General features: G+C 67.0%; 14 protein-coding genes. 12 read left to right on the top strand and 2 right to left on the bottom strand.

Annotation, left to right across the window (positions count from 1 at the left end):
* The first annotated feature begins 169 nt into the window (after positions 1 to 169).
* On the top strand, positions 170 to 1,141 hold the full coding sequence (locus AXYL_RS01995; RefSeq protein ID WP_041652108.1) for an NAD(P)H-dependent flavin oxidoreductase: 972 nt from the start codon (positions 170 to 172) through the stop codon (positions 1,139 to 1,141).
* A complete protein-coding gene (locus tag AXYL_RS01990; protein WP_013391156.1) occupies positions 1,138 to 1,878 on the top strand; it encodes an enoyl-CoA hydratase-related protein in 741 nt (246 codons plus the stop codon). The genes AXYL_RS01995 and AXYL_RS01990 overlap by 4 nt, the downstream gene beginning before the upstream one ends.
* A 44-nt stretch (positions 1,879 to 1,922) precedes the next feature.
* Here AXYL_RS01990 and AXYL_RS01985 read toward each other — a convergent pair whose 3' ends face one another.
* The gene (locus AXYL_RS01985) at positions 1,923 to 2,756 is read right to left on the bottom strand and encodes an enoyl-CoA hydratase/isomerase family protein (protein ID WP_013391155.1); all 834 of its coding nucleotides are present in this window, start codon (positions 2,754 to 2,756) and stop codon (positions 1,923 to 1,925) included.
* 113 nt (positions 2,757 to 2,869) lie between these two features.
* Between AXYL_RS01985 and AXYL_RS01980 the strand changes: the two genes are divergently transcribed.
* The 3 genes from AXYL_RS01980 (at position 2,870) to AXYL_RS01970 (ending at position 6,084) form a co-directional block, all read left to right on the top strand.
* Positions 2,870 to 3,730 (top strand): NAD(P)H-hydrate dehydratase, encoded by an 861-nt coding sequence (locus AXYL_RS01980; protein WP_013391154.1) that lies wholly within the window; start codon positions 2,870 to 2,872, stop codon positions 3,728 to 3,730.
* 120 nt (positions 3,731 to 3,850) lie between these two features.
* A complete protein-coding gene (locus AXYL_RS01975) occupies positions 3,851 to 4,084 on the top strand; it encodes a hypothetical protein (RefSeq protein WP_013391153.1) in 234 nt (77 codons plus the stop codon).
* Positions 4,085 to 4,470: 386 nt separating this feature from the next.
* Positions 4,471 to 6,084 (top strand): ABC transporter substrate-binding protein, encoded by a 1,614-nt coding sequence (locus AXYL_RS01970; RefSeq protein ID WP_013391152.1) that lies wholly within the window; start codon positions 4,471 to 4,473, stop codon positions 6,082 to 6,084.
* Positions 6,085 to 6,222: 138 nt separating this feature from the next.
* Here the strand turns inward: AXYL_RS01970 and AXYL_RS01965 are convergent, their stop codons facing one another.
* On the bottom strand, positions 6,223 to 7,137 hold the full coding sequence (locus tag AXYL_RS01965) for a LysR family transcriptional regulator (RefSeq protein ID WP_013391151.1): 915 nt from the start codon (positions 7,135 to 7,137) through the stop codon (positions 6,223 to 6,225).
* Between the two features lie 282 nt (positions 7,138 to 7,419).
* Between AXYL_RS01965 and AXYL_RS01960 the strand changes: the two genes are divergently transcribed.
* From AXYL_RS01960 to AXYL_RS01930, 7 genes are all read left to right on the top strand, one after another.
* Positions 7,420 to 8,391: a succinylglutamate desuccinylase/aspartoacylase family protein gene (locus AXYL_RS01960; protein WP_013391150.1), complete on the top strand. Its 972-nt coding sequence runs from the start codon at positions 7,420 to 7,422 to the stop codon at positions 8,389 to 8,391.
* 69 nt (positions 8,392 to 8,460) lie between these two features.
* Positions 8,461 to 10,092 (top strand): ABC transporter substrate-binding protein, encoded by a 1,632-nt coding sequence (locus AXYL_RS01955; protein WP_013391149.1) that lies wholly within the window; start codon positions 8,461 to 8,463, stop codon positions 10,090 to 10,092.
* 49 nt (positions 10,093 to 10,141) lie between these two features.
* Complete coding sequence (locus tag AXYL_RS01950; protein WP_013391148.1) at positions 10,142 to 11,119, top strand: ABC transporter permease; 978 nt, start codon at positions 10,142 to 10,144, stop codon at positions 11,117 to 11,119.
* A gap of 6 nt (positions 11,120 to 11,125) precedes the next feature.
* A complete protein-coding gene (locus AXYL_RS01945) occupies positions 11,126 to 12,043 on the top strand; it encodes an ABC transporter permease (protein WP_013391147.1) in 918 nt (305 codons plus the stop codon).
* Positions 12,044 to 12,175: 132 nt separating this feature from the next.
* A complete protein-coding gene (locus AXYL_RS01940; RefSeq protein ID WP_013391146.1) occupies positions 12,176 to 13,159 on the top strand; it encodes an ABC transporter ATP-binding protein in 984 nt (327 codons plus the stop codon).
* The gene (locus tag AXYL_RS01935; RefSeq protein ID WP_013391145.1) at positions 13,156 to 14,166 is read left to right on the top strand and encodes an ABC transporter ATP-binding protein; all 1,011 of its coding nucleotides are present in this window, start codon (positions 13,156 to 13,158) and stop codon (positions 14,164 to 14,166) included. The genes AXYL_RS01940 and AXYL_RS01935 overlap by 4 nt, the downstream gene beginning before the upstream one ends.
* Positions 14,166 to 15,071 (top strand): prolyl oligopeptidase family serine peptidase, encoded by a 906-nt coding sequence (locus tag AXYL_RS01930; RefSeq protein ID WP_013391144.1) that lies wholly within the window; start codon positions 14,166 to 14,168, stop codon positions 15,069 to 15,071. Before AXYL_RS01935 ends, AXYL_RS01930 begins: the two co-directional genes overlap by 1 nt.
* Positions 15,072 to 15,108 lie beyond the last annotated feature (37 nt).

Genomic DNA, 15,108 nt, shown 5'->3' with positions numbered 1-15,108 from the left:
AAGGGCCGCGCCGGCGCTGCCGGAGGCTCTTGCGAACCTCCATTGACAGCGCTTCGGCGCATGCCGTTTAATAAGGATTAATTAATTACCGGACGGTCGGTAGGTAATTATAGGCACACCCGACTACGATGCTCAAGCCCTCTTTTGACCTTTTTTCCGCGACGACGCCATGCCCCACTCTCTCGTGACTGATTTGTACGGCCAGATGTCCCTGCCGGTCATCTGCGCCCCCATGTTCATCGTGTCCAATCCCAAGCTGGTGGTGGCGCAATGCACCAGCGGCATCGTGGGTTCGTTCCCGGCGCTGAACGCGCGCCCGCAGAGCCTGCTGAGCGACTGGCTGGACGAGGTCCAGGCTGGCCTGGCCTCGCACCGCGAAGCCAATCCCGGCGCGACCGTGGCGCCGTTCGCGGTCAACCAGATCATCCATCAGTCCAACGACCGCCTGGAGCAAGACCTGGCCGTGTGCGCCAGCCACCGCGTGCCGCTCATCATTACCAGCCTGCGCGCGCCCGGCGACCTGGTCAAAGGCGTGCATGACTGGGGCGGCAAGGTATTCCATGACGTGACCACGATCCGCCACGCCGAAAAGGCGCTGGAAGCCGGCGTGGACGGTCTTATCCTGGTGTGCGCCGGCGCCGGCGGCCACGCGGGCACGCTCAGCCCCTTCGCGCTGGTGTCCGAAGTGCGCCGCTTCTATGACGGCCCGCTGATCCTGTCGGGCGCAATCACCTCGGGCGCACACGTCCTGGCCGCGCAGGCCATGGGCGCGGACTTCGCCTACATGGGCACGCGCTTCATCGCCAGCGAGGAAGCCAACGCCAGCGAGGGCTACAAATCCGCCATCGTCGACGCCAGCGCCTCGGACATCCTGTACACCCCGTTCTTCACCGGCATCCCCGGCAACTACCTGAAGGCCAGCATCGCCGCCGCCGGGCTGGACCCGGCCAACCTGCCGCAGCCCGACAGCGGCGCGTCCAATTTCGGCTCCGGCCGGGTCAAGCCCTGGAAGGACATCTGGGGCGCGGGCCAGGGCGTGGGCGGCATCGCCAGCGTGCTGCCCACGCGCCAGATCGTGGACACGCTGCGCAGCGAGTACGCGGACGCCAAGAGCCGCCTGGCCAAGGGGTTCGGCGCATGAGCGGCGGGCTGCAAGTCAACCGCGACGGTGCGGTGCTGACGCTGACCATCAATCGTCCGGACCGCCGCAACGCGCTGGATACCGCCACCTATGCGGCACTGACCGAACAGATTGCGCTGGCCTCCGCCGACACGGCGCTGGCGGCGGTGATCCTGACGGGCGCGGGCGAACATTTCACGGCCGGCAACGACTTGCGCGACTTCCAGGCGGAGCGCGGCGCGGGCGACAGCGCCGGCCTGACGTTCCTGCGCGCGCTGACCATGGCGGACGTGCCGGTCATCGCCGCGGTCGAAGGCTACGCGATCGGCATCGGCGTGACTCTGCTGCAACACTGCGATTTCGTCCATATCGGCGAAGGCGCCACCTTGCGCATGCCGTTCGTAGCGCTGGGCCTGTGCCCGGAAGGCGCGTCCAGCCTGCTGATGCCGCGCCTGGCCGGCACCCGCCGCGCCGCTGAATGGCTGTTGCAGGGCAAGGCGTTCACGGCGCAGGACGCCTGCGACGCCGGGCTGGCGACGTCAGTCACGCCCAAGGGCCAGGCGCTGGCCGCCGCGCAAGCCACCGCCGCCGACCTGGCGCGCCAGCCGCCGGCAGCCCTGCGCCTGACCAAGGCCATGCTGCGCCGGCCGGACCGCCAGGCGATCCAGGACACGCTGGACTACGAAGCCCAGCAGTTCCGCATCCGCCTGCAATCCGAAGAAGCGCAGGCGGCCTTCGCGAAGTTCTTCAAGAAGTAGGGAAGCCGGATGGCGCGCCTTGCCCCGGCGCGCCATCCGCAACCTCAGAACGGCGAATCCGGCCGGAAGTTCGGCGCGCGGCGTTCGCGCAGGGACTGGATCCCTTCGCGCACGTCCGGGCCGCCAAAGCCCATGAATTCCAGCGCCAGCGAAGTATCGAAGCTGGGACCCGCCATGCGCAGCCAGTTGTTCAGCGAATACTTGGTCCAGCGGATGGCGGTCTGCGAACCCGCGGCCAGCTTGTTGGCGACTTCGAAGGCGCGGCCGATCAGTTCAGCCTCGTCCACGCACAACGACACCAGACCGATGCGCTCGGCTTCTTCGCCGGTCACGGTTTCGCACAGCATCAGGTAATACTTGGCGCGCGCCATGCCGCAAAGCAGCGGCCAGACGATGGCGGCATGGTCGCCGGCCGTCACGCCCAGGCGGGTATGGCCGTCGATGATGCGCGCGTCGCGCGCCGCGATGGAGATGTCGGCCAGCAAGCCCGCCACCAGGCCCGCGCCCACGGCCGCGCCGTGCATGGCGGACACGATGGGCTTGTTGCAATTGATGATGTTGTAGACCAGGTCGCGGGCTTCGCGCCAGACGCGGGTACGCACGTCGAAGTCATCCGCCATCTGCTGCACCAAGTCCAGGTCGCCGCCACCGGAAAAGCCCTTGCCTTCGCCGCGGATCACCACCACCCGGGTGTCGGGATCGGTGTCGATGTCGCGCCAGATGTCGGCCAGCTCGCGGTGCATGCGGTCGTCGGCGGTGGACAGCTTGCCCGGCTTGCCGCCCTTGGCGCCCATGATCACCTCCAGCACCCCGCCGGGATGCCGGCGCAGCTTCAGGGACTCATAGGCGGAATAGTGTTCCAGCGTGATGTCGCTCATGTTTGTCTCCACGTCGTCTTGTCTGGGGGCCGGGCCGGATGCCGGCCGGTTTGGGCGCACTATAGTAGATACGCGCCATCGCGCCATGCCGATTTCCCCAGGAGCCTCAGCCCATGAACACTAGCGCCCCGTCCACCGGCGGCACCATCGACCGCGCCGCCCTGCCTGCCCTGTTCGCGCCGCGCAGCCAGGACACCCACAAGGGCAGTTTCGGCACGGTGGGCGTGGTGGGCGGCGGCCCCGGCATGACGGGCGCAGCCCTGCTGGCCGCGCGCGCCGCCTTGAAGACAGGCGCGGGCAAAGTTCTGGTCGGCTTCGCCCAGGAGGCCGCGCCGCTCGCCTGCGATCCGCTGCAGCCCGAACTGATGCTGCGTGACGCCCGTTCCCTGCTGGAAGAGGACTGGGGCGTCACCGCCTGGGTGGCTGGCTGCGGCATAGGAACGGGCGCTCTGGCGGCCAACGCGCTGTCCGAATTGTTCGTGCTGCGGCGCGGGGCGCCGCTGGTGCTGGACGCGGACGGACTGAATCTGCTGGCGCGCGGCGACATCCAGCCCAATTGGGGCGACGGTCCCGTAGTGCTGACGCCGCACCCGGCCGAGGCCGGCCGCCTGCTGGGCATCAGCGCGGCCGAGGTGCAGGCCGACCGCCCCGGCGCCGCCTGGACACTGGCGCAGCGCTACCAGGCCTGGATCGTGTTGAAGGGCGCCGGCACCGTCGTCTGCTCGCCGGACGGCGATCTTCGGGTCAATACCAGCGGCAATCCGGGGCTAGCCACCGCCGGAACCGGGGACGTACTGGCGGGCATGCTGGGCTCGCTGATCGCCCAGAAATTGCCTCTGGCACAAGCCGTAGCCGGAGCCGTGTGGCTGCACGGCGCGGCGGCCGACGCCCTGGTGGCCCAGGGTGTCGGCCCCATCGGACTGACCGCCGGCGAGCTGGCGGACGCCGCCCGCGCCCTGCGCAATTGCGGCTAAGTCCCTGGGGAATAAACATTTTTACAACATATAGGGGTTTACCCTAAAAATAGCATTGCATAGAGCCTAGGGTTATCCCTATAATGGTTTACACCAAGACGAAACGGACTGGAGCAAACCATGAGCGAACTGACCCTGAACCACACTGCCCGCCTGACCGATGCGCTGGAGCGCGATCTGCTCCGCGGCGCCCTCGAGAACCAACCGAATTCCCATCCCCTGACCGGCCTGAAGAAAGCCGGCCAGGCCGTAGTGGCAGCTGTTGCCGCCGTGTTCTCCTTCATCGACGAAGTGAACGAGTCGATGAACAAGGCCCGCGCCGCCAGCTCGCGCTTCTCCGGTTCGCAGTGGTAAGCCCTGCCGCGCCGGCCTGAGTCGCGATCGATCTCCCGCGATTCAGCCTGGCGCGACCCCGCCGCAACGCCCGCCGGTTTCCCGGCGCCCCTTGCGGCGGTTCCTCGGCGCCCAGCCCCTCACCCGGGCGCCATCGCGCCGCGCAGGCCTCCAGACGAGGCAGCGCGGCGCGCTCTTTCTCCCTCCCTCTCCGCGTTTTCCCTAGCGCCGCGCTTGCCATTGCGCATTGACAGTGCGCGAAGCCCCTACCGATAATCGGCCCCTTGCCGTCGTGCCCGGCGCCAAAACCCCCTGAGCCCCTTCCAGGCGACGCCGCCCGCGCGGCTGGCGCAGGCCGGTTTACACGCAGGCGCGATCCGGTTCGTTTCCCATCCGGAGTTGTCACCATGAAGTTGCGCACTACCCTGGCCCTTGCGGCCGCCGCCATCCCCTTGGCCGCCGCCCAAGCCCAGACGCTGAAGATCGGCCTGTCGGCCGAACCCACCTCGGCGGATCCCCACTATCACAAGATGACGCAGAACGACGCGTTCTCCGCGCACGTCTACAGTTCGCTGGTGGGCCGTAGCGCCGACATGAAGCTGGTGCCCGCCCTGGCCACCTCCTGGAAGACGCTGGACGACCAGACCTGGGAATTCAAGCTGCGCGACGACGTCAAGTTCTCCAACGGCAAGCCGTTCACGTCCGAAGACGTGCTGTTCACCATCTGCCGCACGCTGAACAACGAAACCAACGTGTCGCAGTCCTATATGGACATGACCAAGCGCATCACCGACGTGCAGACGCCGGACGCGCACACCGTCATCATCAAGACCGGCGAGCCCTTCCCCCTGATGCCCGCCGAACTGGCGCGTTCGCTGCCCATCGTCTGGAACGGCATCGTCGAACACGGCAAGCTCACGTTCGACCCCAAGAAGGGTTGCGGCGTGACCGGCGCCTGGCCCACGGTGGCCGACTTCAACAACGGCAAGGATGCCATCGGCACCGGTCCGTACACCCTGAAGTCCTACGTCAAGGGCACCGGCATCGAGCTGGTCCGCAATGAGAACTACTGGGGTCCCAAGCCTTACTGGAAGGAAGTGAAGTTCGTGCCGGTGCCGTCCGCCGGCCCGCGCCTGACCGGCCTGCTGTCCGGCGACTTCGACATGATCGAAAACCCCGCCGCCCGCGACCTGCCGCGCCTGAAGGACAACCCCAAGTTCGGTTTCGTCGCCACCCCGTCGACCCGCCTGGTGTTCTTCCAGCCGGACGTGGGCCGCAACCCCAGCCCCTTCGTCAAGAGCGCCGACGGCAAGAACCCGCTGCAGGACCTGCGCGTGCGCAAGGCCATTTCCATGGCCATCGACCGCAAGACCATCACCGCCCGCATCATGGACGGCATGGCGACCCCGGCCTTCCAGTACATGCCCGACGGCATGTTCGGCGCCCTGCCCAAGGCCCCGGAAATCAAGTACGACCCGGAAGGCGCCAAGAAGCTGCTGGCCGAAGCCGGCTACCCGAACGGCTTTGAACTGACGCTGTCGTCCACCAACGACCGCTACGTCAACGACGGCCAGGTGGCGCAAGCCGTGGCCCAGTACCTGGCCCGCGTCGGCATCAAGACCAATGTGGACGCCATGACGGCCTCCATCTACTTCCCCAAGCGCGCCAAGCGCGAGTTCAGCTTCTCGATGGGTGGCTGGCCGGCGGAAACGGGTGAAGCCTCGGCGCTGTTCCAGCTGTGGGTGGCTTCCCTGGATTCCCCCAACAGCCTGGGTACCAGCAACTACGGCGGCTTCAGCAACGCCGACTTCGACAAGGTCTACAAGCAGGCCATCGTGACCGTCGACGCGCCCAAGCGCGAGAAGCTGCTGCAGGAATCCACCCAGATCGCGCTGGACAACGTGCCGCTGATCCCGCTGCACTTCGAAAGCAGCATCTGGGCCTTCCGCAAGGGCATCACCTACGAAGGCCGCCGCGACCAGTACACGCTGGCCACCTCGGTCACGCCCGAAAAGCAATAATCAGGTTCGCCTGAATGAACAAACGGCTGCCTTAGGGCAGCCGTTTTTTTTGCCCGACCGATCCAAGGCAAGAGCCTCTTGGGAGGCAGCAAGCACGCATGGCGTCCGCGGCCTGAGGGTCTTTTCGTTCTTGCCAGGCTATGCCGCCGGCCTGCCCTGCAGCGCATCGTCCAGTTCCCGCGCCAGCAGTTCAACGAAGGCTTCCGCCGCGGGCGGCAGCACCCGCCCGGGCATGACCTGGATCTGCAGGGTGCGCGATTGCAGCTCGGCATTGGAAATCGGCACGGCGACCAGTTCGTCGCGCCGCAGGCTCCAGGCCACCGAGATGTAGCCGCTGAGCATGATGGCGTCCGACCCGAAGACAAAGCCATGCAGCGGCGAGGAATCATTGCAGGTCAGCGCCGGCTCCAGCTGCACCGATTCCAGCGCGCAGCCCATTTCGAAGAGCTGCCGCGTGGTGGTGCCCGGCCCGGTCAAGGCCAGCGGATACTGGCTGAGATCCTGCAGGCTGACGCTGGCGCGGCCCGCCAGCGGATGGTCGGCCGCCATCACCGCATGCACCGGCGCGCGGCGCGAATAGCGCGGGCTGACCCCGCCGATGCGCTCGGCGATGAAGACCATGCCCAGTTCCACGCTGCCTTCGGCCACGCGGCGGCTGACTTCGGCCGGCGACCCCACATAGAGGTCGAAGCGGATGTTGGGCCAATCGCGCCGGAAGCGCGCCATCACCGAGGGCAGGAAGATCCGCGCCACGCCTTCGACGGACGCCACCCGGATCTCGTTGCGCGCGGTGCCCTTGATGGCCGCGATCTCCTGCAGCACGGAATCGGCTTCCAGCATGGTGCGGCGGGCATGCGCCAGCAGCAGCTGGCCCGCTTCGCTCAGCACCATGCCGCGCGCGGCGCGCTCGAACAGCGGCGCCCCCGCCTCCTCCTCCAGCTTGGCGATCTGCCGGCTGATGGCCGACACCGCCACATGCAGGCGCTCGGACGCGCCGCTCAAGCTGCCCGCCTGGGCAACTTCCAGAAAGTACTTCAGGGCAATGCCGTGCATGCCAGCCCCTCGCGGTTCTCAATGAATGGGAATGGGGAACAAGCTTTGCCTTTTCTGCAAAGCTCAAGATAAATATTCTAATTGTAGAGAAAGCAGCCAAGCTCCTAGAATTCGCCCAATACTCGAAGGCGGCGTGCGTCTGATGCGCCCCATATATAAGGGAAAACCCGTGCTAGCAGCCCATTTCAGCGCCCTCCGCGCCGCGGCGCCCGCTCATTCCGGCCGCTAGCCGCCCCCCCAGCGCCATCGCCTATACAATCCCGTCGCTTCATCGGAGTTCCCATGCCTACGTCCGCCCCCGCGTCCATTCCGCGCCCATTTCTACTTGCCTGTCCGAACTTGTCGGCGGAGCGGGCCGGCAATACGGACACCCCGGGGGTCTGGCATTTCGATTCGGGCGTGCCGGGCAAGCATGTCATGCTGAGCGCGCTGATCCACGGCAATGAACTTTGCGGCGCCTGGGCTTTGAAGGACGCGCTGGCGGCGGGCCTGCGGCCGCGCCGGGGCGCGCTGACGCTGGCCTTCTGCAATCTGGCCGCGTTCGACCGCTTCGACCCAGCCAATTACGCGCCCGCGCGCTTCGTCGACGAAGACATGAACCGCGTCTGGAGCGACGATAAGCTCGCCGTGCCCATCAGCCAGGAGCGACGCCGCGCCGCCGAGCTGCGGCCCTGGGTCGAGCAGGCCGACTGGCTGCTGGACTTCCATTCGATGAGCAATTCCGACGTGCCGCTGCAGCTGACCGGCATGGAGCAGCGCAATATCGACCTGGCGCTGGCACTGGGCAATCCCGCCACCATCATCGCCGATGCCGGCCACGCCGCGGGCGTGCGCATGCGCGATTACGGCCGCTTTGGCGAAGCCGGCGACAACGGCACCCGTTCCCTGCTGATCGAATGCGGCTTCCATGGCGCCCCCGAGGCGCGCGGCGTGGCCGTCGACCAGATGGCCCGCTTCCTGCTGGAAGCGGGCGCCGTGGACCGCGGCGATCTGCCGGCGGACTGGTTCGCCCCTGCGGCGTCAGCACAGCGCGCACTGCGCGTGACGCATGCGGTCGCCGCCAAGAGCGCCGATTTCCGCTTCGCCCAACCCTGGAAGGGCCTGGAAACGCTGGCCGCGGCCGGCACCCTGATCGGCTGGTCGGAAGGCGAGCCCGTCGTCACGCCCTATGACGATTGCGTGCTGATCATGCCGTCCACGGCCAATCTGCGGCCCGGCGTGACCGTCGTCCGGCTGGCGCAGCCCATCGCCTGAAGACTCGCGGCGGCCCGCCAAGGACGCCACCCAGCACCACAAGACCAATACAACAAAGGGACAAAATCCATGTCTGCCCAGACGCTCTATCGCAGCATGCTCACGGCCTTCGCCATGGCCGCCTGTACCAGCGCGGCCATCGCGCAGGATGCCGCCGGCACCCTGAGGATCGGCCTGTCGTCCGAGCCCACGTCGATGGATCCCCACTACCACCAGGCCACGCCGAACGACGCGATGACCTCCCACATGTTCGAGACGCTGGTGGGGCAGGACGCGAAGATGAACCTGATCCCGCGCCTGGCCACGGCCTGGAAGCCGGTGGACGACACGACCTGGGAATTCACGCTGCGCGAGGGCGTCAAGTTCTCCAACGGCCAGCCCTTCACACCGCAGGACGTGCTGTTCACGTTCTGCCGCGTGGTCAACAACGAGCAGTCCATCAGCAGCTCGTACCCGGCCATCGTGCAGAAGTTCGCCGACGTGCAGGTGCGCGACGGCAACACGCTGGTGATCAAGACGCGCCAGCCCTATCCGCTGCTACCCAACGACCTGACCCGCATGGGCATGCTGTGGAACGGCATCGCCGAGCATGGCCCGATCAGCTTCGACCTGCAGAACAAGTGCGGCGTCACCGGCGCCTGGCCCACCGTGGCCGACTTCAACACCGGCCGCTCGGTGATCGGCACTGGGGCTTACACCCTGAAGAGCTACGTCAAGGGCACCGCCATCGAACTGACGCGCAATGACGCCTACTGGGGCGCCAAGCCGGCCTGGAAGGACGTGAAGCTGGTGCCGGTGCCGGCCGCCGGCCCGCGCCTGACCGGCCTCCTGGCCGGCGACTTCGACCTGATCGAGAATCCCGCCGCGCGCGACGTGAAGCGCATCTCGGAAACGCCGGGCTTCGGCCACGTCATCACGCCCTCGGTGCGCGTGGTGTACTTCCAGCCCGACGTGGCGCGCAGCCCCAGCCCCGGCGTCAAGGCGGCGGACGGCAAGAACCCGCTGCAGGACGCACGCGTGCGCCGCGCCATGTCGCTGGCCATCGACCGCAAGACCATCGCCGCCCGCATCATGGACGGCGCGGCCACGCCGGCCAACCAGTTCCTGCCGGACGGCATGTTCGGCACCCTGCCCAACCCGCCCGAACTCAAGTACGACCCGGCTGCCGCCAAGAAGCTGCTGGCCGAGGCCGGCTACCCGGACGGCTTCGAGCTGGTGGTCTCGTCCACCAACGACCGCTACATCAACGACGCGCAGATCTCGCAGGCGGTGGCGCAATACCTGTCGCGCGTGGGCATCAAGACCACGGTCGACACCATGACGCGCTCGGTCTACTTCCCCAAGCGCGCCAAGCGCGAGTTCAGCTTCGCCATGGGCGGCTGGTCGTCGGAAACCGGCGAGGCCTCGTCGTTCCTGCAATACTGGGTCAGCGCGTTCGACAAGGAACACGGCCTGGGCACCAGCAACTACGGCGGCTATGACAACCCTGAGTTCGACCGCGTGTTCAAGCGCGCGCTGGTCACCGTGGACCCGGCCACGCGCGAAAAACTGCTGCAGGAATCGCTGACGCTGGCGTTGGCCGACCTGCCCAGCATTCCCCTGCATTTCGAAAGCAGCATCTGGGCGTTCCGCAAGGGACTGACCTACGAAGGCCGCGCCGACCAGTACACCCTGGCCATGTCGGCCAAGCCCGCCAAGTAAGCCCCTACGCGGCGCCCGCAACCCCTGAGCCCACCAAGGAAATCATCTCGTGGCCTTGTTCATCCTACGCAGACTGATACAGAGTCTGTTCGTGCTGCTGGCCGTATCGGTCGTGGTCTTCTTCGCGGTCTATGCCGTGGGCGATCCGATCGAACTGCTGGTCAGCCCCGAAGCCAGCCAGGCCGCGCGCGAGGCGATGATCGCCCGCCTGGGCCTGGACCTGCCGGTATGGCAGCAATACACAGGATTCCTGTGGCGCGCGCTGCACGGCGATCTGGGCACCTCTTTCGTGCACGGCATCCCAGCCATCGAACTGATCGTGCAGCGCATCCCCGCCACGTTCGAACTGGTGGTCGTGGCCATCATGCTGACCTGTGTGTTCGGCATTCCGCTGGGGCTGATCGCGGGCCTGTACCGCGACCAGCCGCTGGGCCGCGGCATCATGGCGTCCTCGGTGCTGGGCTTTTCGCTGCCGAACTTCTGGCAAGGCATGATGCTGATCCTGCTGTTCGCGGTATGGCTGGGCTGGCTGCCCGCCACCGGCCGCGGCGATACGGTCACGGTGTTGGGCGTGCCCCTGTCGATCCTCACGGCCGACGGCTGGTCGCACCTGATCATGCCGGCCATCAACCTGGCGCTGGCCAACATCGCCCTGGTGCTGCGCCTGACCGCCTCCGGCGTGGTCGAAGCCCGCAGCCAGGACTATGTGAAGTTCGCGCGCGCCAAGGGCGTCAAGCCCGGCCGCATCGTGCGCCGCCACATCCTGCGCAACATCCTGATCCCCGTGGTCACCGTGATCGGCATGGAATTCGGCACCCTCATCGCCTACTCCACCATCACCGAAACCGTGTTCGCCTGGCCCGGCATGGGCAAGCTGCTGATCGACAGCGTCTACCAGCTGGACCGCCCGGTGGTGGTGGCCTACGTGATGCTGGTCACCCTGATCTTCGTGATCATCAACCTGGTTGTGGACATCCTGTACGCCACGCTCGACCCGCGCGTGCAGCTCGTGACTCCCGCTCAATAATCCGCCATGGCTCAAACTCCCAATTCCGGCCGCACCCGCACCGTCCAGCCCCTGGCTGAGACGCCGCAGCGCGCCTCCATCCTGAAGAAACTGCACGCGCGCCCGACGCTGCGCGGCTCCGTGATCGCACTGGCCATCCTGATCGTGCTGGTGGTCTTCGCGCCCTACTTCGCGCCGCAGAACCCTTACGACCTCGCCAACCTTTCGCTGATGGACGGCCGCCTGGCGCCGCGCCAGGCGCTGATGGACGGCAGCATCGCCTGGCTGGGCACCGACGACCAGGGCCGCGACATGCTCAGCGCCATCCTGTATGGCCTGCGCATCAGCCTGATGGTGGGCTTGTCCGCCGTGGTGCTGGCCACCGCCGTGGGCGGCGCCATCGGCCTGGTGGCCGCCTATGTCGGCGGTGTGGTCGACACGGTGCTGATGCGCATCGTCGACTTCATCCTGGGCTTTCCGACCATCCTGGTAGCGCTGGTGCTGCTGGTGGTGCTGGGGCGCGGGGTCGACAAGGTGATCCTGGCTTTGGTGCTGGTGCAGTGGGGACACTATGCGCGCATCATGCGCAGCCGCGCCCTGCAGGAACGCCGCAAGGAATACGTCGAAGCCGCCGCCAACCTGGGCTACCCGGCCTGGCGCATCATGCTGTTCCATCTGCTGCCCAACTGCCTGGGCCCCGTCATGGTGTTCGCCACCATCCAGATCGCGACCGCAATCGCCCTGGAAGCCACGCTGTCGTTCCTGGGTGTGGGCGTGCCCATTACCGAACCCTCGCTGGGCCTGCTGATTTCCAACGGCTTCCAGTACCTGCTGTCGGGCGACTACTGGATCAGCCTGTTCCCGGGCATCGCACTGTTGGTGCTGATCCTCTCTATTAATATCGTGGGCGACCGCCTGCGCGAAAGCCTGGACCCGAAGAGATGAGGCCCACCCCCGAAGCGCTGCGCGCTTCCCCCTCAAGGGGGCATGCCTGCGGACCGGCAAAGCCGGCTCCGCGGCATCCCGATGGAGCTATCTCCATTACATGCGCCGCGGTTGGCGCAATGGGCAACTGAAATGAGCGAAAACATTCTTGAAGTGCGCGGCCTGCGCACCGCATTCCATACCGAAGCCGGCGCCTGGCTGGCGGTCGACGGCGTCGACCTGACCGTGCGCCGCGGCGAGATCGTCGGCCTGGTCGGCGAATCGGGTTCCGGCAAATCCGTCACCGGCTTCTCGCTGTTGGGCCTGATCGACCCGCCCGGGGAAGTCGTGGACGGCGAAGTGAAGTTCAAGGGCACGGACCTGCGCAAGCTGAGCGAAGAGCAGATGCGCCAGCTGCGCGGCAACCGCATCGCCATGATCTTCCAGGATCCCCTGATGACGCTCAATCCGGTGCTGCGCATCGGCGAGCAGATGATGGAAGCCATCCTGACCCACGAAGACGTGCCGCGCGCCGAAGCCGAAGAGCGCTGCCGCGAGGCGCTGGCCATGGTCGGCATTCCTTCGCCCGAGAAGCGCCTGAAGAGCTACCCGCACGAATTTTCGGGCGGCATGCGCCAGCGCGTGGCGATCGCGATCGCCATGCTGAACAAGCCCGACCTGATCATCTGCGACGAGCCGACCACGGCGCTGGACGTCACCATCCAGGGGCAGATCCTCTATCGCATGCAGGAGATCTGCCGCGAGCACAACACGGCGCTGATCTGGATCACCCACGACCTGGGCGTGGTGGCCGAACTGGCCGACCGCGTGGCCGTGATGTACGCCGGCCGCATCGTCGAAAGCGGTCCGGTCGAGCAGGTGCTGGACGCGCCCCGCCACCCCTACACCAAGGGCTTGCTGGACTCCATGCCCGGCGCCACTCAGCCCGGCGCGCGCCTGCACCAGATCAACGGCATGGCGCCCAGCCTGGCCGGCCGTCCCTCGGGCTGTCCGTTCCGCCCGCGCTGTACCAGCGCGGTCACGCGCTGCACCGAGCAAGCCCCCACCGTCACCACCGAAGGCGCGCGCAACTACCGCTGCTACGTGCCGATTACCCGCGAGGCCCAGCCGGTATGAGCCAAGCCGATACTCCCGTCATCGAGCTCAAGAACGTCCACAAGCGCTTCGAGCAGCGGCCCGACCTGGCCCAGCGCATCCTGGCCCTGACCGGCCGTCCCATCGACCGCCGCACCGTGTATGCGGTCAACGGCGTGGACTTGTCCATCAAGCGCGGCGAAGTCGTCGGCCTGGTCGGCGAGTCCGGCTGCGGCAAGTCGACGCTGGGCCGCGTCGTCGCCGGCCTGCACGGCCAGACCGAAGGCCAGCTGCTGTACCAGGGCCAGGAAGCCCGCCGCCTGCGTGGCGCCGACAAGCTGGCCTATACGCTGGGCGTGCAGATGATTTTCCAGGATCCGCAAGCCTCGCTGAACCCGCGCCAGCGCCTGCGCCAGATCCTGGGCGAATCGCTCAAGGTCCACAAGCTGGCGCCCGCCGCGCAGATTCCCGCGCGCATCGACCAGGCGCTCAAGGAAGTCGGCCTGGACCCTGAATACCGCGACCGCTTCCCGCACCAGATCTCGGGCGGCCAGCGCCAGCGCATCGGCATCGCCCGCGCGCTGATGGTGGCGCCGAAATTCCTGGTCTGCGACGAGCCCGTGGCCGCGCTGGACGTGTCGATCCAGGCGCAGGTGATCAACCTGTTCATGGACCTGCGCGAACAGCACGGCTTCACCTACCTGTTCATCAGCCACGACCTGGGCGTGGTCAAGCACATCTCGGACCGCGTGGCGATCATGTACCTGGGCAAGATCGTGGAAATCTCCACGTCGGCCGAGATCTTCGCGCGCGCCAACCATCCCTACACCCAGGCCCTGATGGCCGAAGTGCCGGACGTGGGCCGCCGCGGCCGCAAGTTCACGCCGATCAAAGGCGAGATCCCGTCGCCGCTGAATCCGCCGCCGGGCTGTACCTTCAATCCCCGCTGCCCCCACGCCATGCCGCGCTGCCGCGAGCAGGCGCCGGTCCTGAAAGAAATCTCCGCGGGCCACTGGTCGGCCTGCCACCTGAATGAGGCGAACGCCTGATGAAACCCTCCGAGATGTCCAACGTCGACCGCATCGCCATCGAGCTCGGCCATGCCGGCCGCAACGCCATCCTGTATGTGGACGAGGACCGCAATTCCGACCGTCCCTTCAAGCTGCAGACCTACCGCCCCTACGGCTACACGCCGGACCGCCCGGTGGTCATCGTGCAGCACGGCGTGCTGCGCAATGGCGACGAGTACCGCGATTTCTGGGTGGAAGCCGCCGACAAGCACAAGCTGCTGATCGTGGCGCTGACCTTCTCCAACGAGATCTGGCCCGGCGTGGAAAGCTACAACAACGGCCGAGTGTTCTCGGCCGGCGGCAATCCGCGCCATATCGACGGCTGGACCTACGCGCTGGTGGGCAACGTCATCAAGGACCTGATCGCCGGTGAAATCACCGACGGCCAGAATATCTACCTGTTCGGCCATTCCGCGGGCGGCCAGTTCGTGCACCGCCTGATGAGCAGCCAGTCGCACGCGCCCTTCAAGGCCGTGGCCGCGGGCAACCCGGGCTGGTACACGCTGCCGACCTTCGACCATCCCTTCCCCGAAGGCATGGACGGCGTCGGCTTGACGGAAGAGCACCTGGTGAAGCTGCTGGCCTACCCGATGACCATCCTGGCAGGCGACCAGGACATCGCCACCGACGATCCCAACCTGCCGTCCGAGCCCGCCGCCATGCGCCAGGGTCCGCACCGTTTTGCGCGCGCCCAGAACTACTTCGAGTTCGGCCGCAAGGAAGCGGAGCGCCGCGGCGTGCCGTTCGGCTGGACGCTGCAAGTCGTGCCCGGCATCGGCCATGACGGCCGCGCCATGTCCGCCGTGTGCGCCAGCCTCTGGTTCGACGGCAAGATGCCCGACGACGCCGAGCTGGCCCGCCTGGCCGGCCAGCAGGTCGCCTGAACGCTCCCATTTTCTTCGCTGCAGATATCCGTTACCG

This window comes from Achromobacter xylosoxidans A8 (assembly GCF_000165835.1).
Classification (GTDB): Bacteria; Pseudomonadota; Gammaproteobacteria; order Burkholderiales; family Burkholderiaceae_B; genus Achromobacter; species Achromobacter xylosoxidans_B.
The sequence above is the reverse complement of the archived record's forward strand: the minus strand, read 5'-3'. Positions and strand labels throughout refer to the sequence as shown.